The organism is Methylophilus sp. QUAN, assembly GCF_015354445.1.
GTDB lineage: Bacteria > Pseudomonadota > Gammaproteobacteria > Burkholderiales > Methylophilaceae > Methylophilus.
Map to the genome: position 1 here is coordinate 1,288,504 of NZ_JADKYT010000001.1, position 21,455 is coordinate 1,309,958.

General features: G+C 47.7%; 20 protein-coding genes and 1 pseudogene. 12 read left to right on the plus strand and 9 right to left on the minus strand.

The features are described 5' to 3' along the window. Positions 1-38 precede the first annotated feature (38 nt). Positions 39-1,040 carry a folate-binding protein YgfZ gene (locus INP79_RS06400; protein WP_194753397.1) on the minus strand — a complete coding sequence of 334 codons (1,002 nt, stop codon included), beginning with the start codon at positions 1,038-1,040 and terminating at the stop codon, positions 39-41. 57 nt (positions 1,041-1,097) lie between these two features. On the opposite strand from INP79_RS06400, the gene INP79_RS06405 reads away from it, so the two are divergent. After that, positions 1,098-1,595, plus strand: coding sequence for a hypothetical protein (locus INP79_RS06405; RefSeq protein ID WP_228519743.1), 498 nt, complete (start codon positions 1,098-1,100; stop codon positions 1,593-1,595). A 22-nt stretch (positions 1,596-1,617) separates the two neighbouring features. On the opposite strand, the gene INP79_RS06410 is transcribed toward INP79_RS06405, so the two are convergent. From INP79_RS06410 to INP79_RS06435, 6 genes are read right to left on the minus strand one after another with little or no spacing between them, the layout of a single operon-like run. Next, on the minus strand, positions 1,618-2,649 hold the full coding sequence (locus tag INP79_RS06410) for a VWA domain-containing protein (protein ID WP_194753398.1): 1,032 nt from the start codon (positions 2,647-2,649) through the stop codon (positions 1,618-1,620). A gap of 54 nt (positions 2,650-2,703) precedes the next feature. Then, on the minus strand, positions 2,704-3,243 hold the full coding sequence (locus INP79_RS06415) for a hypothetical protein (protein ID WP_194753399.1): 540 nt from the start codon (positions 3,241-3,243) through the stop codon (positions 2,704-2,706). Further along, positions 3,228-4,214 carry a VWA domain-containing protein gene (locus tag INP79_RS06420; protein ID WP_194753400.1) on the minus strand — a complete coding sequence of 329 codons (987 nt, stop codon included), beginning with the start codon at positions 4,212-4,214 and terminating at the stop codon, positions 3,228-3,230. The genes INP79_RS06415 and INP79_RS06420 overlap by 16 nt, the downstream gene beginning before the upstream one ends. After that, positions 4,214-5,194, minus strand: coding sequence for a hypothetical protein (locus INP79_RS06425; RefSeq protein WP_194753401.1), 981 nt, complete (start codon positions 5,192-5,194; stop codon positions 4,214-4,216). Before INP79_RS06425 ends, INP79_RS06420 begins: the two co-directional genes overlap by 1 nt. Positions 5,195-5,206: 12 nt before the next feature. After that, entirely contained in the window at positions 5,207-6,064 is an 858-nt protein-coding gene (locus INP79_RS06430; RefSeq protein ID WP_194753402.1) for a DUF58 domain-containing protein, read from the minus strand. A gap of 20 nt (positions 6,065-6,084) precedes the next feature. Continuing rightward, positions 6,085-7,101 (minus strand): MoxR family ATPase, encoded by a 1,017-nt coding sequence (locus INP79_RS06435; RefSeq protein WP_194753403.1) that lies wholly within the window; start codon positions 7,099-7,101, stop codon positions 6,085-6,087. 266 nt (positions 7,102-7,367) lie between these two features. On the opposite strand from INP79_RS06435, the gene fabA reads away from it, so the two are divergent. Both fabA and fabB read left to right on the plus strand, forming a co-directional pair. Continuing rightward, positions 7,368-7,883, plus strand: coding sequence for a 3-hydroxyacyl-[acyl-carrier-protein] dehydratase FabA (gene fabA / locus INP79_RS06440; RefSeq protein ID WP_194753404.1), 516 nt, complete (start codon positions 7,368-7,370; stop codon positions 7,881-7,883). Positions 7,884-7,919: 36 nt separating this feature from the next. Further along, entirely contained in the window at positions 7,920-9,146 is a 1,227-nt protein-coding gene (gene fabB / locus INP79_RS06445) for a beta-ketoacyl-ACP synthase I (protein WP_194753405.1), read from the plus strand. A 68-nt stretch (positions 9,147-9,214) separates the two neighbouring features. Here fabB and INP79_RS06450 read toward each other — a convergent pair whose 3' ends face one another. Next, entirely contained in the window at positions 9,215-9,712 is a 498-nt protein-coding gene (locus INP79_RS06450; RefSeq protein ID WP_194753406.1) for a type II secretion system protein, read from the minus strand. A 79-nt stretch (positions 9,713-9,791) separates the two neighbouring features. On the opposite strand from INP79_RS06450, the gene INP79_RS06455 reads away from it, so the two are divergent. Beyond that, positions 9,792-10,337 (plus strand): DUF1439 domain-containing protein, encoded by a 546-nt coding sequence (locus tag INP79_RS06455; protein ID WP_228519744.1) that lies wholly within the window; start codon positions 9,792-9,794, stop codon positions 10,335-10,337. A gap of 8 nt (positions 10,338-10,345) precedes the next feature. Here the strand turns inward: INP79_RS06455 and INP79_RS06460 are convergent, their stop codons facing one another. Further along, complete coding sequence (locus INP79_RS06460; protein ID WP_194753407.1) at positions 10,346-10,738, minus strand: Mth938-like domain-containing protein; 393 nt, start codon at positions 10,736-10,738, stop codon at positions 10,346-10,348. Positions 10,739-10,911: 173 nt separating this feature from the next. On the opposite strand from INP79_RS06460, the gene INP79_RS06465 reads away from it, so the two are divergent. From INP79_RS06465 to INP79_RS06500, 8 genes and pseudogenes are all read left to right on the plus strand, one after another. Beyond that, positions 10,912-12,138, plus strand: a complete 1,227-nt coding sequence (locus INP79_RS06465; protein ID WP_194753408.1) for a pyridoxal phosphate-dependent aminotransferase — start codon at positions 10,912-10,914, stop codon at positions 12,136-12,138. 56 nt (positions 12,139-12,194) lie between these two features. Beyond that, positions 12,195-13,508: a homoserine dehydrogenase gene (locus tag INP79_RS06470; protein ID WP_194753409.1), complete on the plus strand. Its 1,314-nt coding sequence runs from the start codon at positions 12,195-12,197 to the stop codon at positions 13,506-13,508. Positions 13,509-13,535: 27 nt separating this feature from the next. Next, positions 13,536-14,969, plus strand: coding sequence for a threonine synthase (thrC, locus tag INP79_RS06475; RefSeq protein WP_194753410.1), 1,434 nt, complete (start codon positions 13,536-13,538; stop codon positions 14,967-14,969). A 20-nt stretch (positions 14,970-14,989) separates the two neighbouring features. Continuing rightward, positions 14,990-15,568, plus strand: a pseudogene (locus tag INP79_RS06480) (thymidylate synthase); the annotation flags it as partial. 673 nt (positions 15,569-16,241) lie between these two features. Next, positions 16,242-17,177 (plus strand): tyrosine-type recombinase/integrase, encoded by a 936-nt coding sequence (locus tag INP79_RS06485; protein ID WP_194753411.1) that lies wholly within the window; start codon positions 16,242-16,244, stop codon positions 17,175-17,177. Then, positions 17,170-19,035 carry a site-specific integrase gene (locus tag INP79_RS06490; RefSeq protein ID WP_194753412.1) on the plus strand — a complete coding sequence of 622 codons (1,866 nt, stop codon included), beginning with the start codon at positions 17,170-17,172 and terminating at the stop codon, positions 19,033-19,035. The genes INP79_RS06485 and INP79_RS06490 overlap by 8 nt, the downstream gene beginning before the upstream one ends. Then, a complete protein-coding gene (locus INP79_RS06495) occupies positions 19,028-20,971 on the plus strand; it encodes a tyrosine-type recombinase/integrase (protein ID WP_194753413.1) in 1,944 nt (647 codons plus the stop codon). The genes INP79_RS06490 and INP79_RS06495 overlap by 8 nt, the downstream gene beginning before the upstream one ends. Then, complete coding sequence (locus tag INP79_RS06500; protein WP_194741762.1) at positions 20,958-21,455, plus strand: hypothetical protein; 498 nt, start codon at positions 20,958-20,960, stop codon at positions 21,453-21,455. The genes INP79_RS06495 and INP79_RS06500 overlap by 14 nt, the downstream gene beginning before the upstream one ends.

A 21,455-nucleotide genomic window follows, 5' to 3' on the forward strand; every position in this document is an offset into this window, starting at 1 on the left:
GCTTACAGCGCCTTTTTTATTGTCTGATGGTTATGGCGTTATGACAGCGCATAAGGTAACTCTTGAAAGGTAAGGGCTTGGCCTTGCCAACCGATCGTGCCTGCCTCTTTAGCCTCCAGGCGGCATTCAGCCAACACCCACCAGGTATTGCCTGCCGCTGGTGCGACACGTACCAGTTGCCCGGCTTCCTGTTGCTGGGCATCCTGTAATACATCGCCTGGCTGTGGCGCGTGTTCACTAGTGAGTTGTGCCAGCAGTGTGCGGCGTTTAACCTTGCCCAGGTAATGTGTGCGTGCCACGATTTCCTGGCCGGTATAGCAGCCTTTCTTGAAGTTGATGCCATTAAGTGCATCCAGATTGACCATTTGCGGTACAAACTGCTCTTTGGTGGCGGCATAGACTTGCGGAATGCCTGCCTGGATTTCCAATGCCTCCCACTGTGAGGTGCTGCTTGGCGTGAATGTAGCCGACAATGCTTGCCAGCTGGCTTGTACCTGTTCGCTGGCGGCGATTAACAGGGCGCGTTGCTGTGCGCTTGTGTCGGCCAGGCGTATCAGGGTGCCGTGAGGCGTCTGTGCTTGTTGGTATGGCGTGGCGGGTAACGCTTCCATGGTTGTTGCAAGTGTATCGCTGGCCAGGCCTAAAGCCACGAGTCGCTCACTGGCGTCTTCTACCAGCACTTTGCTGCGCAGCACGTACATGCGTAAGCGTTTGACCAAATCCGGGATCAAGTCACGCGGGCATTGCAGATAAATGACATCATCGATGATAAAACTGAAGAACAGTGCCAGTAAGCGGCCTTTGGGCGTGCAGTAACCATTGAATTGCGCGCCTTGGGCTAGCAGTTTAATATCGTTAGTCACTTGCCCTTGCAAAAAGGTCTGGCTGTCTGCGCCACTGATGGCAATCAGCCCCTGACTGGAAAGGTCAAACAATTGTGCACTGGCGCTGGTGGCCGGGAATGCGGCTTCGCCCAAAGCATTAAATGCTGCGCCTTGTGAGATCAAAAAAGATTGCCAGGCGTTTGCTGGGCTGGACATAAAAAAGGGTTCCTTCCGGGGCAGGACATGCTTGTATGTGCCACCCGTATGATTGCGATGAAAAAAGCTATTCTATCAAGTGAAATCGGTCTGCGTCTCAGACCCTCTAAATTTTTATGGGGGTGGTGGTGGCTGTTTTCAATACTGGTGGTGTTCAGCCTGGTTGATTGCCTGCCACCAGTATGGGCGGCGCTGGGCGTGCTGGCTTATCTGCTGGCGTGCGTTTGGCAATGGACGCAGTTACCCGCCACGCGTTGGCCATGGAGCGTGCAGTCATTAAGGGTAGATGTGTTTGGGCAGATGACGTTGACGGACAAGCGTGGCCAGATCTGGTCTTTGATTGTCTTGCCCGACACGGTAGTGCATCCGGCGTGCATCGTGTTGCATATCTCGGCTTTGGCGCTGCAAGCTGATGCTAGTACGTTGGTGCAAACGCCCTCAACGCCAATGATGCGCTGGCTGCGGCCTAAACGCTTGTTGATTCTGTCTGACCAGGCAGACACGCAAGCTTTGCAGGCCTTACGTGTCTGGTTAAAGTGGGGGCTACGCGAGTAATTGCCGTATTGATTAAAGGTATTTATTGAAAATGATTGTCGTGCGCTACAGATTCCGCACGTACCGAGAATTTTGAGCGGATCTGGTTACGGTATAGATGCAGGTTCTGTTTGATTTGGCGCCATGGGTGGCGGCTGGCATAGGTGCCCAACACACACAGGCCAGCCAGGATGGCAAACAGCCAGCTGAGTGGCAGCGGGGCAATATCGTGGCGAGCAGGTTTCTGCGCCTTCATGGCTTGTAGCACGTTGTAAGTACTGTCGCCTTTGATATATTTAGCACCAATCTCTTTGGTCAGGCTTTCCAGGTATTCTGTCGATAGTTTTGAAATAAACCGGTCATTGTCGCCAAAGGCAATATTGTCATCGCGCACGCCCAAGGTGCTTTCAGAAATCTGGGCAATGCCTGGCTGCATGGCAAAGCTCTCGTTAGACCAGTAACCAATGACCTGGTTTTCCGGGCTGAGTTTGGGAATGGCCACGCCTTCTTCTGAGCCGATACCGACAAATAGCCAGTCGTCACCGCCCTGGAATTCTTCCAGGTTCTTGGTGTTAAACGCATGTAGTTTAGGGGCTTCTTCACCGTCGGTGAAATACAGCACTTGTGCCGGTTCTGGCATGGCGCGTACCACTTTGGCCGTCACAAACAGGCTCTCGCGTACGCGGCTATTGCCCGACCAGGCCATACGCCAGTCCAGGTGCGCAATTGTGTCCTGAATCGCCGCAAAGTTGCTGCATACTTCAATCGGTGAGTACATGGCGGCCACCGAGTTGCCAGCGAACATGCCGATACTGACCTTAGTGCCGCAGGGCAGGGAGGCGACGACCTCGTGCATCATATTCTGCATATAGGCCATGCGCGTGACTTTTTTGCCATGCAGGGTCATGTCTTCTGCGTTCATGCTCTGCGAGATATCTGCAATCAAAAAATAGGCGTAGATATTGTGTTTGAACGGAATGCTGGGCCGCAGGATAGCAATCAGCAAAAATAGCAGGGCCAGTCCGAGCAGGGCGGTGTCACGGTGTTTGATAAAGTGTCGTAGCCAGATCTTCATGGAGTGCCAGTCAATAATGTTCAGTCAAATGATTTACGCGTTACACACAACTTGTTATGGCAAGCCGTTAGGGATATTGCCCATGATCAGCCCTGGGTTGTCTGATTCGCCCACGCCTGGGGTCGGTTTTTCCGGCAGCAGGCCCAGTACGCGGTCAAAGTTGCGACGTGTACCCCAATTACGGTTATCTGCCTTGAGGGCCGTTTTGTAAGAGGTGGCCGCTTGCGACAGCAGGTATTCAAGCTCGTCACGCGTGCTGTTGTCGTTGCCGCCCGTTAACTGGATGGCGCGTAGGAAGAACATATTGCCTACATTGTGCAATATGGCCGCTCGTTGGGTTGGGTTGGCCTGGTCTATGAGCTTGGTGAACAGCAATGTAGACTCTTTATAGCGTTCGTTTTTACCCAACCAATAGGCGACAGCAAACTTTGCCTCAAAGCTTTGCTGGTCGGTTTGCGGACTTTTGGCGACCATCACGGCTTCGTTGAAGGCTTCTACCTGCTGTATGCGTTGCCAGCTGTAGGCTATGGTGGCGAGTGACGCGACTGCCACGACCAGCAGGCCGGTCACCAGTTTATTTACGCTGAGCGCCATGTGTGTATCTCCAGATATTTAACCGCCAGCAGGAAAGCAATCATGACAAATGCAATCCAGTAACAGACATTGGTGTAATCGTGGCCTGGAATTTTTTCCAGGTATTGAATCGGCTTTTTCTCTTTGCTATTAATGTCAGCAATCGCGGCTTCGAGTGATTTGGGGTCAGCTGCTTCATAAGCGCTAAACGGTGTGCGCAGGGTTTGAAAAAACTGGTACAGCAAGACCTCGCTGGGCATCGGGCCGTCGTAGCTGCTTTCGGCATATTTCGGGTCAAAAATAGTGACGCCGCCAGGCTGGCGTAGCACGATCCAGTAGAGGCCGATGTTATAGCGTTGCAGCCAGTCACGCAGTTTTTGCTGCACCATGTCACTGACACGGCCTGCACCATCCGAAATGAGGATGATGACGCGCGAACCAGAGTCCGGCACATCTTTAAACAGTTCCACCGCGCTGGTTAAGCCGCCGCCAATATTGGTTTGAAACAAGGAGTTGCCTGCGGTGGCCTGAATGGCGGATAACATGGCCTCTTTGTTTTCAGTCAGCGGGAGCACATACATGGCAGAGTTGCTGAAGGTGATCAGGCCCATCATGTCGTTACTACGGTGCTCGACAAAGCTGGTCATGATGCGGGCCGCAGCGACCGACTTGGTTTCACCGACATGGCCATCCTTATCGCCTGCAAACGGGTCATCCATACTGGCGCTGCGGTCCAGCACCAGGCCAATCTGCGCGCCGATGCCAGTGCGTTCAATTTGTTGTTCCAGGCTGTGTGGCCCGGCCAGGCCCAGAATGATAAACAAGATACTGACCACGGCTAGCACCTTGAGCAGAAATCCGATGGTGCTGGACAGTGGATCCGGCGGCAGCAGACCTATCCACGAATAATGTCTGCTGTGTGCACGCTCCAGCAATAGTGGCAATAGCGCTAATGGCAGCGCCCATAGCAGCCAGGGATGTGTGAATGCCATTATGCTTTTACCTCAGGGCGTAAGCCGCGCTCGCAGTCACGCATATGGCGGCAGAATTTTTTCAGCCATTGTTTGGGTGGCATGCCCAACTCTAGCGGTGTGTTGGTATCGAAAAACACCTGGCGCGATAATGCAAAAAACCGTTCGATATCTGGTTTGGCTACAGCAAAAGCGGGCTTGGTTTGTAAAAACCGCTCAACACCATTACCAAATACGCTGTGGCCGGCTACCTGGTGCAAGGCGGCATGTACGGTTGAAATCGCCTGTTGCAAGCCTTGTTCATCTTCGGGCAGTTTGTTGATCTTGCGATAGGCTTTCGCAAAGGCGCCGCCCATATATGGTAGCCAGGTGCGTGCGCCTAAGATGTATAACAAAGCCAACAGGCTGGCGGCTAACACGCCTGCCGCGACTTTGAGGGCCAGCCATTCTTTGTCCGCATGCAGCTTGAGTGGTGCCACAAAGGGGCTCATTTCATTTTTAAGGTTGACCTCGCCATACACCGAGAGCGGTGAAGTGCGGAAGTTAAACGATGGCATGCGGAATTGTTTGACGTCTTTGCTGCCTTGCTGGCGCACTTTGACGATTTCGCCTCTTAAAATGGCCGGTTTGGCGACGCGGCCGATTTTAAACACCTGGTATTCAAGATGAATGGTATAGACGGATTGCTTGCTTTCACGTTGTTCCTCAACGTCAATCGCAGTCAATTCTATGCCGGATACCTGGCCGCGGTATCTGTGCTCATAACCAACGATAGGCAACGATTCCTTGATCAGGTCATAAGGCTGCTTGACAGTCAGTATCATGGTGCGTTGCAATTTGTCGCCCACCACATAACCGGCATCGCGGCTGGGGTTGATTTCTTTAACGCTGACAAACTTGCTGTCTACCGAAGGCAGAACGACATCGGCCGCGCTACTCAATGCGGTGCATAGCAAGGTCGATGCGAGAAATAATGACAATAAATGGTTGCGCGCTTTCATCGGTCGCTTTCCTTAGGCAGGCACATATTGGTGGAAGTAGTCAGTGAGCAGGTCTGCATCAAACGTGTCTTCCACAAAAAATGGCTGCATATCAAATCTCATAAAAATATCTTCAATCGCCTGGCGTCTGGCCGCAAACGCTTCCAGGATACGTTCACGATAAGAAGCGCGCAGGAATAAGGTACGCCGTTCACCAGTTTCCGGGTCGTTGATACTGGTAATGCCAAACTCCGGCAACTCTTTGTATTCGGTGCTGTTCCACAGGATCACCGGCACAATATGGTGGCGCAGCATCAGTAGCAGTGCTTCTTCCAACTGCTCCAGCGGCATATGAAAGTCAGATACCAGGAATATCAGCGAGCGTTCGCGTGGCAACAGGCGTACGCTCTCTAGCAGCGCGCCTGCACCGACTTCATTCGGTAAATGGTTTTCCAGGCGGTCCGCCAGGTCAAACATGGTGTGCGGGCGCAGCGAGAGGGTGCTCAGCCATTCGTCATGCACATCATCATCAAAGCCGATAAAACCGACCGGATCCGTATTGCGGCTAGCCGATTGTGCCACCGAGCGCGTGATATGGGCGGCGGTGACCAGTTTGGTATGCGGTGTGCCATATTGCATGGAGCCCGACATATCGCACATCACAAATACCGGCGTGGCGCTTTTCTGGTTAAAGATACGCACATAGACCTGCTCCATCGGGTCGCGTATGGTCTGGCGGATGTCGATTCGGCGCGGGTCAGGGTATGACAGCAACGTGGTGTGGCCACGAAACTCCATGCCCATACCGCGCTGGTTGCTCTTGTGGCGACCAGGGCGACGCGAACGGGAACGCCAGCCGATGTGGTAGCTGAATTCCTTAATGGTTTCCATAACGTTCCAGCAACAAAAACTTAAGGTGCTGCGACGGCATTGATAATGCCGGTCAGCAATTCGCGTGCGATTTCGGTACGGCGCATCTCATAAACCGGACTGAATACCAGGCGGTGCGCAATTGTTTCGTGGAACACGGCATGAATGTCTTCCGGCACCACGGCCTGGCGATTATTGAGCCAGGCGTTAACGCGGGCCGCACGCAGCAACATGCCCATCCCACGCGGGCTGGCGCCACTCAGTACCAGGCGTTTCATATCGACATTGGATACTTTGACGCCGTAAGCGACCGGATCCTTGGTGGCTAACCACAAGTCCAGTGCATATTTACGCAGGGCAGGGCTGGCCTGGATATTTTCCTGGATGACCTTGGCGAAGCTGTTTAACTGGTCAAATTTGAGAATGTCAGCGGGGACATTTGAAATCAGCTGGTCCACATCGTGGAAGCGCGTGTCAAAAATCAATGACTCCATAATGTCATGCGCAGGCGGCACCACAATCGGGATTTCCATCATGAAACGGTCTCGCGCTGCAGACGGGATATCAAAGGTTTCCTCGCGCTCGACCTGGTTGCGGTCAGCGAATACCAGCATGTGCGGGAAGTAGTGTTCTTTATTAAAGGCCGTCAGCGTACGCTCAGCCATCACGCGCAACATCAGCGAGTGCACCTGCGGCCGGGCACGGTTGATTTCGTTAAAAAAGAAAATCGATAAATCCTGGCCAGACATCAGCAACGGGCCAGGGCTCACATGTGGTTTACCATCTTCCCCCAGGTAGGTGTGATACACCAGGTCATTCGGCATCAGGTCAATCGTACCTTCAATCCGCTGGTAACCGCCGCCAATGCCGCGCGTAAAAGCGCGTAGCAAAGTGGTTTTACCCACGCCGACATCGCCTTCAAGCAACACGTGGCCGCGTGCAAACACGGCAGTGGTGATCAGGCGTACTGGATTTTCCTGACCGACGACGACTTTGTTAACTTCCGACTCTAATGTGAGCGCATGGGTACGCCAATCGTTTAGTTGTTGATCTTGCATGCCTGATTTCCTGATAAGGTTGAACGTTAGTTGGTGCTGAATTGTAACTAATTTGTAATTGAAAACGGCTTGATGATGCGAAATTATCCTTTAAAGCCTGATAGGCTGGTCATTATCAAGTTGTAAAATTCAGTAACAATTTAGTGAATACTACCTATATTTTTCTAAAAAGTATACAGGTCGGTATAGTTGTTGCATGACAAAAAGCTTTCACTAAACGCAATTTCCGGCGAAAATATTGTTTTATACTAAAAATCTAAAAATACATGACTAGAAAAAGTAATTTCAGCAAAGAGGATTTGTTGGCGTGCGGCCGCGGCGAAATGTTCGGCGAAGGTAACGCACAATTGCCATTACCACCAATGCTGATGTTTGACCGTATCGTAAAGATTTCTGACGAGGGTGGAAAATACGGCCAGGGTGAAATTATTGCAGAGCTCGATATTCGTCCTGACTTGTGGTTTTTTGAATGCCACTTTACCGGTGACCCGGTGATGCCTGGCTGTTTGGGCTTGGATGCCATGTGGCAACTGGTTGGCTTCTTCCTGGGTTGGAAAGGTGGCCCTGGCCGTGGCCGTGCCCTGGGTTCTGGTGAAGTGAAGTTTACCGGCCAGGTATTGCCATCAGCCAAGCTGGTACGCTATCACATTGATTTAAAACGTGTGATCATGCGCAAGCTGGTGATGGGTATTGCCGATGCACGTATGGAAGTGGATGGCCGCGAGATTTATAATGCCAGTGATTTGCGTGTTGGCTTGTTTACCAGCACGGACAATTTCTAGTCGTCTTTACAGTTTTTGAAGTGAATGGGAGGCGCAATGCGTCGCGTAGTGATTACAGGATTTGGTATCGTATCAAGTCTTGGTAATAACAAACAGGAAGTGCTGGACAGCCTGAAAGCAGGCCGTTCCGGTATTACTTATCAACCTGAATATGCCGAGCGCGGTTTGCGTTCGCATGTGGCAGGCTCGATCAAAAGTCTGGATGTTGAAGCCTTGATTGATCGCAAGCTGTTGCGTTTTATGGCCAAGGGCCATGCTTACGCCTGGCTGGCGATGCAGGAAGCAATTGCTGATGCAAACTTGCCGGAAGACCTGGTTTCAAATGTGCGTACCGGCCTGATTGTCGGTGCAGGTGGCACGTCTACTGAAAGTATGCTGGACGGCACCAATACGCTGGCAGAAAAAGGCATTCGTCGTGTTGGCCCTTATATGGTGACCAAAACCATGAGCAGCGGGATTGCCGCTTGCCTGGCGACGGGCGCTAAAATTAAAGGTGTGAATTACGGCATCAGCTCTGCCTGTTCAACCAGTGCACACTGTATTGGCGCGGGTGTTGAGCAAATTCAACTCGGCAAGCAGGATATTGTGTTTGCTGGTGGTGGTGAAGAAGAACACTGGACCATGAGCTACCTGTTTGATGCCATGGGTGCATTGTCGAGCAAATATAACGAAACGCCTGAAAAAGCATCCCGCACTTATGATGCCGACCGCGATGGTTTCGTGATTTCCGGCGGCGGCGGTATTGTCGTACTGGAAGAGTATGAGCACGCAAAAGCGCGTGGCGCACAGATTTATGCCGAGGTGATTGGCTACGGCGCAACGTCAGATGGTTATGACATGGTGGCACCAAGTGGTGAAGGCGCTGTGCGCTGTATGCAGCAGGCATTGCAGGGCATTAATCCGGAAGACATCGACTACATCAATACGCATGGCACCAGCACGCCGGTTGGCGATACCAAGGAGCTGGAAGCGATTCGTACCGTGTTTGGCGACAATAGCAAGACAGCCATTGCCTCGACCAAGTCATTGTCTGGCCACGCGTTGGGCGCTGCGGGTGTGAATGAGGCGATTTACACTTTGCTGATGATGCAGCACGGCTTTATTGCAGCCTCTGCCAATATTGAGACGCTGGATCCTGCAGCTGAAGGCTTGAATATTGTGCGTAGTCCGATTGCTTCGGCGCGCATTCAAACCGCGTTGTCCAACAGCTTTGGTTTTGGTGGCACCAATGCCACACTGACTTTATCGACCAAAAATCTTTAAAGCGTCAGCAAGCAATAAACAGGCAGTGTGTTGTTAAAACACGCTGCCTTTCTTTTTTGTAGGGATGGTTAGCAGCCGGAGCTGTCGATGGTGACGCTCAGGCCTGATGCATTGGCTGAGCCCGTGGTGATGGTGTATTCCAGTTTGCAGTGATTGCTGTCCCTGGCGCCCTGCAACGTGTAGGTGGCATGATTGGTATCAGACAGCGCTGCTTGCACCGAGAATTTGCCAGCATCCACCAGTTGAGACAAGCTGCCAGCGCCATTCTCATTGCCCAGCCAGCCAACTGGATAGCCATGACTAAAGTAAATCGTATTGCCTTCTATCACGGCGGATGGTGCATTCTGATTGCCGTCGCATTGCGGGTCTGACATGCACACGCCCTTGGCCATGGTGGCGACGGCCAGCACATTGGCTTTGAACGCTTGCAAGGCTGCCAGCCTGGCTTGTATATCAATCTGCGAGATGCGCGCATAGGCAGTCACCGCTAGCGCTGATAGAATCAGCATGACGACGATCATTTCTATCAGGGTAAAACCAGATGAGGTGTGGGAAATTTTTTTCATTGCGCACGATCTTATCGTATGCAGTCTGCGTGATTGTCAATTTTTGTCGAATGTTGCAAGTGTTAAATAAGGCTTACAAATGCGTCTTTTAAAAAGCTTCTGCGTGGTAGTTTTGCTAGGGTTGTTGCTGACTCACTGTGTGAGTATGGGTGATCGTACGGTGAAAATGAACACCGCCCAGTTACAGCAAAAACTCAATCACAAGCTGGCAAAACCACTCACCATCATGAAGGTGTTTCATGTCCAGCTTTCCAATGCATTGGTTTCGATGGATCCTGCCTCAGGCCGGATTCATACCCTGATGGATGCCAGCGTACAAAGTGATTTGTTATCCAACGCGGCTACCGGCAAACTGGGAGTGTCTGGTTTGGTTAAGTTTGACCAGGCACGCAATGCCGTGGTGCTTGATCAGCCTGCCGTGGATTCCTTCAAGCTGGATGGCGCCAATAGCGAGTGGAATGGCCTGGTGCAGCAAGTGGCGCAAAGTCTGAGTGGCAAATGGCTGAACCAACTGGTGTTATATGAAGTCAAGCCTGAGGATTTAAGCTACGCAGGTCGCCAATATCAGCCCACCGATTTACAAGTGACGGCTGATGGTTTGCAAGTAACGCTCAAGCCGCAGTAGTCAGGCGTTTATACGGATGCTGCCAGGTGTGATTCCAGCAGCAGGGCCGCAACCACCTTGCGGCCTTCCGCGGTCAGGATGTTGAAGGTGCGGCAGGCCGCAGCCGTGGTCATGCATTCCACGGCGATGTTGGCTGCCAGGAAAGCCTGCGTATGCCTTGGATGAATAAAGCGCTGTTTATCGCCCGTGCCTAGCAATACCACTTCCGGGGTGAAGTCCAGTATCGCAGCTAATTGCTGCGCATCCAATGTTTCCCATGCCCCCTGAAACCAGTCTGTACTTAAGGCCTGTTCGCTGACAATCACCGGCTGTGCATAGCGCTGGCGATTAATGATCACCGCGTCGCTTTCGACGCCATTAATTTGATATTGCTGTTCGCTGGTATGTAAGTGTAGTTTCATAGCTTGGAATCGTGGCTGGTCTGCAAATTGCCCATGATGAAAATTCCGTTTAAATCTACCGATTCAGAGTCTGGCAAAGGTCTAAGGTTCATTGATGTAGCAAGGGTTTGCAGGTAGAATGAAAGTTTTACTTTAAGAGCTTAACACACGCCAGATGTGTTTGTTAACCAGCGATGAAGCCAGTCAATAAATCCAGCAAACTCAGTAATGTCTGTTACGACATCCGCGGCCCGGTATTACAACGTGCACGCCAGATGGAGGAAGACGGACAGCGCATTATCAAGCTGAATATCGGTAACCCAATGCCATTCGGCTTTAATGCGCCAGAAGAAATCGTTCAGGACGTGATCCACAATATGGACCACGCCTCAGGCTATACGGATTCCAAAGGCTTGTTCGCGGCGCGCAAAGCCATTATGCATTACACCCAGCAAAAAAATATTGCAGGCGTGACCATAGACGACATCATCATCGGTAACGGTGTATCCGAGCTGATTGTGATGGCCATGCAGGGCCTGCTCAATAATGGCGACCAGATTCTGGTGCCTATGCCGGATTATCCTTTATGGACGGCAGCGGTGAACCTGGCGGGCGGCACGGCGCGGCATTATGTCTGTGATGAGCAATCCGGCTGGTTGCCTGACTTGGCTGATATTGAAAACAAGATCACGGCCAACACCAAAGGCATCGTGATTATCAACCCGAATAACCCGACCGGTGCCTTGTACCCCAAAGAAACACTGGAAGGTATTATCGAGATCGCGCGTCACCATGGCCTGGTGATTTTTGCCGACGAGATTTACGACAAGGTGCTGTACGACGGCAATACACATACGTCTATCGCCTCACTGGCCGATGATGTGCTGTTTGTGACCTTTAACGGTTTGTCTAAAAACTATCGCGCTTGTGGCTACCGCTCAGGCTGGATGATTATCTCTGGCGATAAAAAAGATGCCAAAGATTATATCGAAGGCTTAAACATGTTGGCCTCCATGCGCTTGTGTGCCAATGTGCCGGGGCAGTTAGCCATTCAAACGGCGCTTGGTGGTTACCAGAGTATTAACGACCTGGTGGCACCTAGCGGTCGCTTGTGCAAGCAACGTGATTTGGCCTATGACATGTTGACCGCCATGCCGGGTGTAACCTGTGTCAAACCAGCGGCGGCCATGTATCTGTTCCCCAAGCTGGATCCGGTGATGTATCCGATTGAGGACGACCAGCAGTTTATTCTCGACCTGTTGCTGGAAGAAAAGGTGTTGCTGGTGCAGGGCACCGGCTTTAACTGGAAAACACCTGACCATTTCAGGGTGGTTTTCTTACCCAATGTAGACGACTTGACTGAAGCCATGACGCGCATAGGCCGCTATCTGGATAGCTATCGCAAGAAGCATGCAAAATAAAGAAACATTCAAAATAAGGTAAGCGTGCGCGCAAGCCATTAATGGTGAGTATGAGTATGAAAGAATTAAAAGTAGGGTTGTTGGGCATAGGCACAGTGGGTGGCGGTACCTATACCGTGATCACGCGTAACCAGGCAGATATCGCACGCCGTCTTGGTGGCAATATCCGTATTGTGCAAGTGGCTGATCGCAATCTTGAGCTGGCAAAGCAAGTGACTGGCGGCCAGGTGGCCGTGACTGATGATGCCTTCGCGGTGGTGAATAACCCGGAAATTGATGTCGTCGTTGAGTTGATCGGCGGCTACACCGTCGCTAAAGAGTTAGTGTTAACCGCGATTGCCAATGGCAAGCACGTGGTGACCGCTAACAAGGCCTTGCTGGCTGTGCACGGCAACGAGATTTTTAAAGCCGCGGCTGACAAGGGCGTAATCGTCGCCTTTGAAGCAGCGGTAGCCGGTGGTATTCCTATCATCAAGGCTTTGCGTGAGGGCTTAAGTGCCAACAAAATCGAATGGGTGGCGGGCATTATCAATGGCACGACCAACTTTATCCTGACTGAAATGCGTGACAAAGGCCTGGCTTTTGCCGACGTGCTGAAAGAAGCGCAACGTCTGGGCTATGCCGAGGCAGATCCGACCTTTGACGTGGAAGGCATTGATGCCGCGCATAAACTCACGATTATGGCCAGCATTGCTTTTGGCATGCCGATGCAATTTGAGCATGCGTATACCGAAGGTATTACCAAGCTCACCATTAAAGATATTCAATATGCCCAAGAGTTGGGTTATCGCGTGAAATTGCTGGGGATCAGCAAAAAAGCCGAGGCTGGTGTTGAGCTGCGTGTGCATCCGACGCTGATTCCTGAAAAGCGCCTGATTGCTAACGTGGATGGCGCTATGAACGCTGTCGTGGTTAAAGGTGATGCGGTTGGTCCAACCTTGTATTATGGTGCCGGTGCAGGTGCTGAGCCGACCGCCAGTGCGGTGGTGGCTGACCTGGTGGATATTGCGCGTTTGCAAGGCACCAAGGCTGAGCAGCGTGTGGCTTATCTGGGCTATCAGTTAGACCAGCAGCAAGTGTTGCCGATTTTGCCGATTGTCGAAGTGCATTCAGCCTATTACCTGCGCTTGCGTGCTTCTGACAAACCGGGCGTGATGGCAGATATCACCAAGGTGTTGGCTGACCTGCAAATCTCGATTGATGCCATGCTGCAAAAAGAGCCAGCCGAGGGCGAGTCAGAAGCCGATATCGTCATCTTGACGCACACGACGCAAGAAAAGATCATGGATGCAGCGATTGCCAATATTGAGGCACTGCCTGCTATCGCCGCCGGTGTGACGAAAATCCGCATGGAAGCATTGTCACGCTAATTAAGGTTTTGAGCATAGGTTAATGCAATGAAATATATCAGTACCCGCGGGCAGTCGCCTGCTTTAACATTTAGTGAAATTTTGCTGGGTGGCCTGGCGCCAGACGGCGGTTTGTACCTTCCCGAGCAATATCCGCAATTCAGTGATGCTGACTTGAACGCCATGCGCGGCATGAATTACAGCGATTTGGCGTTTGCCATCCTGTCACGCCTGGTAGACGACAGCGATATTCCGCACGTAGACCTGAAAGCGATCATTGATAAAACCTACCGTGCTGAAGTGTATCAATACGCACGTGCAGGCCAAAACGCATCAGACATCACGCCTACGCTCAAACTGGAAGATAACCTTTACCTGTTAAGCTTGTCCAACGGCCCAACATTGGCGTTTAAAGACATGGCCATGCAGTTGCTGGGTAACCTGTTTGAATACGTGTTGACTAAAACTGGCCAGACCACCAATATCTTGGGCGCGACTTCAGGCGATACGGGCTCTGCGGCCGAATACGCCATGCGTGGTAAAAAAGGCGTGCGTGTATTTATGCTGTCGCCTTACCAGAAGATGAGCCGCTTCCAGACCGCACAAATGTTCAGCCTGCAAGACGACAATATTTTCAATATCGCCGTGAAAGGCGTGTTTGACGATGCGCAGGATATGGTCAAAGCTGTGTCCAATGACCACGCATTCAAGGCGCAATATAAAATCGGTGCCGTGAACTCTATCAACTGGGGCCGTATTGCGGCGCAGATTGTGTACTACTTCAAAGGCTATCTGGCTGTGACCAGTCATAACAGCCAGAAAGTCAGCTTTACCGTGCCTAGCGGCAACTTCGGCAACATTTGCGCCGGACATATTGCGCGTATGATGGGGCTGCCAATTGACCAATTGGTGGTAGCCACCAATGAGAATGATGTGCTGGACGAGTTCTTTAATACCGGCGTTTACGCGCCACGCGGTTCAGCCAATACTTACCACACCTCCAGCCCGTCTATGGATATTAGTAAAGCCTCTAACTTTGAGCGTTTTATTTATGACCTGGTTGGCCAGGATGGTGGCAAAGTGCGCGAGCTATGGTCAGCAGTAGATACGGGTGGCCAGTTTGACTTGAATGCGCAAGGCTATTTCAGCAAAGTTTCCGGGTTTGGTTTTGTGTCTGGTCATAGCAATCATGCGCACCGTATGCAAACCATACGCGCGACCAAAGACAACTATGGCGTGACCATTGATACCCACACGGCAGATGGCCTGAAAGTCGCGCTGGAACACCGCAAAGCCGACGTGCCTATGCTGGTATTGGAAACCGCCTTGCCAGCCAAGTTTGAAGATGCCATTGTCGAAGCCCTGGGTGAGAAACCTGAGCGTCCAGCCAGCCTGGCCGGCTTGGAAGACTTGCCACAAACATCGACAGTGATGGATGTCAGTGTTGATGCCATTAAAGCGTTTATTGTCGCCAATACTTAACTCGCAGCGGGAGCCTGTCTATGCAGCAGTATCATGATTTATTGAACCACGTACTGGCGCATGGTCATGTCAAAACCGATCGCACCGGCACCGGCACCACCTCGGTGTTTGGTTACCAGATGCGGTTTAACCTGGCTGAGGGTTTCCCGCTACTGACGACCAAAAAAGTTCATTTAAAATCGATTATCCATGAGCTGTTATGGTTCTTGCAGGGCAGCACTAATATTGCCTACCTCAAAGAGCATGGCGTCAGCATCTGGGACGAATGGGCAGATGAGCAGGGCAACCTGGGTCCGGTGTATGGTTACCAATGGCGCAACTGGCCCAAGCCAGACGGCACGCATATTGACCAGATCACACAGGTCATCAACCAGATTAAAAAGACACCAGATTCACGTCGTTTAATCGTTTCGGCCTGGAACGTAGCAGACGTAGAGCGCATGAAGTTACCGCCATGTCATGCGTTTTTTCAGTTTTATGTCGCTGATGGCAAGCTCTCTTGCCAGTTGTATCAGCGCAGTGCAGATATTTTTCTATTTATCTACCGTAATGCTTTTGTACATTACATAAGTCTATTGAGATTTAAAGTATCAAAAATAAACACATTATTCTCGCTTACAGTTATTCCAAATTTAATCTGATCAATTTAAATCTGCTTTCTTTTCCATAGATATTCAAGCAGATGTCACTTCAAATCCCTGTATTTAATAGGGCCAGAATCTTCAAGTAGTTGCCTCATTCTTATGCTTCTCGTTCAAATCTTCCTTATCGCTTGAGGTCTCGGAGCACTTGACCTTTGCGGATACTGGATAGCGTATTTGAATCTACTTTTACCCGCGAACTGTTAAATGGCATAACACATGCCTGTAACGTTTAATTGAGTGAGACCTGTAAGAATAATTCTTCACAAGTCCTTCAAATAAACCAATTTAAACTTTAATTATGGTTTACAAGTTTTTTTTGTTGATATATTATTTTCTTATAATGTTGTCGCGATAAATAATAGTTAGCTATTTGATTTTGTAATACATAATCAATGTGTAGCAAAAGTAGAGGTGCAAATTGATACTCCATACTGCGGATTCCGTTTGCGAGAATGAATACCTGTTCTTTGATAATTTAGAGCGTGTAGTAGAGCTTCCTACAAATTTTCTGAATTCAATGGTGGGGTCTCCAAAATCAAGAAGTAGATGCACGTTAGACTTATATTCAAAACGGTTGAAAGACTTTTGTAGTTTTCTCGAGTCGCATAGAGTCTTTGGGCAGGTAACAGTGGACCAAGCAATCGTTGGATTAAATTTGACTATCATCGACGATTTTTATAAGCATTTAATAAATAAAGGGCTGGCAGCAAGCACTGTTAGAGGTTATGAATCTCTTATTAAGTCTTTTACAAATTGGCTGGCTAGCGAGAGCTCAGGGAAAGTACACAAGAAATCACTATATTGTAATTCTGGTTTTCGAACCTCAAATCCGTCAAAAGGAATACCTAGATATTTATTACCCAACGAAGTTATTCAATTATCAAAAGGAATGCGTTGGGAGATCCAAAGGCTTATCACACATTTTATTTTCGACACTGGAGTTCGCGTATCAGAAGTTCTTAGAGTCACTCAAGATGATATTCCAAATATGGAAAACTATCCTGAGACTGATGATTATTTTCCATTAAGGATAAAGGGTAGCAAGGGGCGAAATGGTGCGTACAAAATGAGAGATACAATCATTTCTAGACCACTCTTGGTCAGATTGAATCGCTACTTTAATTCAAAATCATACATGTTTGCTAATTATGTCCCAAATCCAAAACAAGCAAGACCAGCTTTTTTTAATGTATATGGAGAGGAGCTAACCATTAAAGCAATACAAAAATTTATGGATGATGCTGCTCACAGGGCAGGTCTAGGTAAGAAAGTGTCACCTCATAGACTAAGACACGGTACCGCAATATCTATACTGAAAGCAAAAGAAAGTGGAAGCTTTCTAGATAACCTTTTATATCTTCAGAAAATGCTCGGACACGCTAGCATTAAAACAACCGAAATCTATACTCAGATTCCAGTAGCCTTGCTACAAAAGCTAAGAGAAGCATCAAATAACCCTCTTATGATTAAAAGGATAGAAGAGTCGGAAAAAATCTTTAAGGAAACGTACATTAGAGCACGTGAATTACCACCCATAAAAAAAATTGGAGTGAAAGTTGAATAATAGCTCGAACATAACTCCTTTAGATATTGAAAAATTTGGGAAGCCACCTGCGGCTACTTCAGGTAATCCATATGCACAGATCATTTGGTTATTCGATAAAAGGGCAAGCAGAGCTGCTACAAAAGAAACCAGATCAACCTATATGGGAGCAAAAAGAAAATTATTGATTTACTTGAAGGAGCAGCATGGAAATAGGCCTTTCATTTTAAAAGAACATATTGATGAATTCTTTTTTGTCCGATTGAAAAAAGTTACTGACTTACATGGAAATGTAAAAAGTGACCTACCAAAGCTCGCGTCTCATACCTTAGTAAGTTTTCTGAGCGCGGTACGGCAAACTTTAAAGGAAGCATTTGCACAAGATTTGCTTTCATGTCATTCGATACTGAATGCAAATACAAAATCCGGCTTTAGAGAAACTAATGCTCATAAAGACTATTCGGATAAAGAGCTAGAACAAATATTGACAGCCGTAAATTCAGAAATGAGAGTTGTCCTACGAATCCTTGCCGGCTACACCTCCCTAAAGCCAGGCGAAGGGAAAGACCCGCGAATTAAGTCTGAAACTAACCCAAATGCGAGACTTAATGATCCTGGTCATGGCTGGAAAATTAAAGCCAATCTTCAATGGTATTTTGAAAATGTTATGAAGGGTAATGCCAGCTTTTTAAATCAGTCAGAGGATAGTTCAAAACACAAGAATTTTTACTTTCATGCCAGTAATACCCACGGAGGTATTCAGAATGTCTACCACAGCTGGGGCGTAACTCCATTTATAGGGAGAAATTTGATTATGCCTACGGTTGTGAATTTGATATACCTCACTGGATTAAATCCAGACTCTTTACTCAACCTGAGTCTAGATTCGTATGTTGATGAGCATCCATTAACAAACATGCCTTACATAAAGTTTGAAAAAAAACGCTCTGGAGGGGAAAAGGAGCTGCACCTCTCATTGTTAGATAGTTTGGATGAGCAACCTCTTAAAAGAAAGCAAGCTATTAATGTTAAGAAAGCTTTTGACACATTAGTTGCTTTAACACAAACCATGCGAGATGGATTGCAAGATGAATGCGAACTTAAAAATAGATTGATAATTTATGAGGCAGGGAGTCGAAAAAAGTATGGTGAGGTAATTGGGCTGAGTTCCGCACAAACTTCAAATTGGTGTAGAGAAATAGTTAATAAATATGATTTAAGAAATGATGATGGAGAACCGTTGGAGTTTAATTTGGTGAGATTTCGCTCAACTAAATTAACCAATATGGCTCTTTCGGGTCGTGACCTTTTTGAAATTCAGCAGGTTGCTCGCCACAAAAGTATTACAACTACTCTTATGTATATAAATAAGAACAGACTTGACATTCCAATTCGTAAAGTTGTGAGTGAGGCTTTGCAGAGAATTAGGGAGAATAGAGCTGACTATACAAACGAGTGCTCCACAAAGATAAGTACGGCTCCCGAATATCAACCAATCAAGATTTATAAGGGATTGGTTGCAGATTGTAAAAACACCTACGATCCACCTGACTCTGTAAAAAGATTGCAAGGGTATGTTCAAGGTTCCGCATGTACTAGATTCAATATGTGTCTTTTTTGTAAAAACGTGATCTTATTAAAAGAGCACCTCCCAGTGTTAGCAGCCTACCGAAGTCAACTCTTGGACTTACAGAACAACAATATTCAAAATCTACCAAATGCAGATCATTACGATAAAACTCTCGAGTTATTAGAGCAACTTTTCGATCCAGACGAAAGCGAGTTCGATTCTGATGTTCTTGAATGGGCTGTCGAAATGTCCGAGACGCTAGACGTTGTAATTGACCCTCTAATCTATCATGGAGTAACCCGTGATTGATAAAGCGAAGAAAATTGATATTAAATCCGTAATAGAGAATGACTTCAACTTTGACGAGGAGTTTTATGTTTCCAAGAAGTCTAAATTTCAGGACGACTTTTGGGATTTTTTTGATGAAAGCTTAACTAGACAAACATCAGTACCAATTTCTCGGCTTCAGATAAATTGGGAAAACTATAGATGTCATGTTTCTGGTGATTCAAATGAAGCCCGGTCAATTCCAGACCAGCTAATATATGAGTTGAAAATACTTACAGCGATAAGTTATCTTGTTGACAGTAGTCTAAAGGGAAAAGGATGGGTAAAGCCACAAACAGTTATTGTAATGGTCAAGATTCTGGCACGCTTTTTCTCAGCAGTTTATAAAGAAAGTTTAATTTCATTACGTTCTCAATCAGGAAGTCTGAGTCATATTTCATCAATAACGGATATTAGGCTTCATGACATTGCGGAGACTCTTAAATCATATTCCTTCAAAGATGGTAAGGCTTTAAAAAAGGGTTTAAAAGACCTTACAAGCCCAATCGTAACCAGATATTTGGGTAAAGGGGTGCTCTGGACTAATACTGATATTGAGGCGCTAGCTTTTAAGTATGAAACGCAGCGGACGGACTACAATCCGGTAATGCCAAATGATTTATTTAAATTCTTATCTAACCGTGCCTGTGGAGAGGTTAAAGGCTTTTTAAATTGGCTCAATATTGAAGCGGCTGATAATGGCCATGCTGAAATACCAAAACATAAAGTTCTTGAATGTTCTTCGGGTGGGAATTTGGTCTTTGAAGACTATACAAATATAAGGAAAATTGACCGAGAAATTTCAGCGGCTTTAAGCAAGAAGCGTCATTTTGGAACTATCAAATTGAGAGCAAAATTCAAAGAGGATCACGGAATATTACTTAGTGATGTATTAGATTACATTTACAAGGTCCAGCGGGCAGCTTATACCATAATCGGAATGTATACAGGGGCCAGGTATTCGGATTTGACCACCTTTCAAGTAGGCTGTATCAAGAAACATCATGGTATTTATGTGTTGCTGGGCACATTAGTTAAAAGCCAGGATGACCTGTCACCAGAAGAAAATGACATATGGCCAGCGATACCAATAATGCGAGATGCATTGCGATGTCTCGAAGAAATTTCAAGAGTGACATTCAATCCATATTTGATTTCTAGCAGAGAAACTGTACCAATTGGAGTAAAGCCAACACCTCTAAGCATTACCGGATTTGTTGGAAGTATGAATAATTATTTGCGGGAAATCGATACCACAGAAAGATGGCGAAGTTGGGTTATCAGTTCTCACCAACTTCGTCATAGTCTTGCGAACCAACTTGCTAGAGCTGATTTGGGTTTAATGTTTATTGCCCATCAATTGAAACATTTATATTCTGCATTGAATGCAATACCCCCGTCAGTTACTTTGATGTATGGGAATATTGCTGATATTTCTGCTCAAAGAGCGAGGCAGACGACTAACGCATACACCGAGATTGCTTCAAGCCTTTATGATCCCGATACGCCAGTTGCTGGAGGTGGGGCTGAGGAATTCAAACAAAGAAGAAGGGTATATTTTCAAGGCATGGCCGCTCAAGGCTGGTCCAAAGAAATGCTAATGGCTCAGCTTTCAAAACAAGGTATTCCTTTTGCTAGTGTCGGCACTGGCTATTGCGGAGGTCGTAGGGATCGTTTACTGAAAGACGGGACAAAAGAGACAAGTCCCTGCATTGGTTCGCTTCAATGTAATCCAGGAAAGTGTAGCCAAGCAATTATTACATCAACGCATGTGCCTCAGTGGAAGCGAATTTATGAGCAAAATATACAGATGGCTCATGATGATGCTTTCGCTCACGCTAAAGACGTTCATTTAACTGCTGCTTTAGAAGCTAAGATGGTTCTAGAAAGTCTCGGAGAAAAAGTTGAAAATAGTTAACAAATCAAGTCTTCCTCAGGCTCTTGAAGAAAAAAATCAAGCTGACTTTATTACGGTTACAAATAGGATTTCTGATGCTTTACAGAAAATATCCTCTAATCCTAAACTCAAACCTACACAGTCAGTGCTTGCTAGATTGTCCAAGGTTAGCAGAGGTACTCTAAATAATAGAGTTTGGCCTTTAGAAAAGCTTGAAGAGATCAAAAGCCAAAGAAAAGATTTAGTAAAACTCGTTGAGAGTGAGAAAGAAAGTACAATCCCACCTCTGCCGAGCCTAAGCTTAGAAGAGCGCCTGAATTGTAGCCGTGAGGAAGTTCGCGTTTGGAAAACAAAAGCAGATCAGTATGCCAAAGACAATGAGCACTTAAGACATCTTCTTGAAGTTCAGACTAGAAGAGTCAACTTATTGCAGTCTAACCTAGAGAATTCAAACGATCCTCTTTTAAAGAATGTAATTGAGTTTAATACAATAAAACCAATTTAG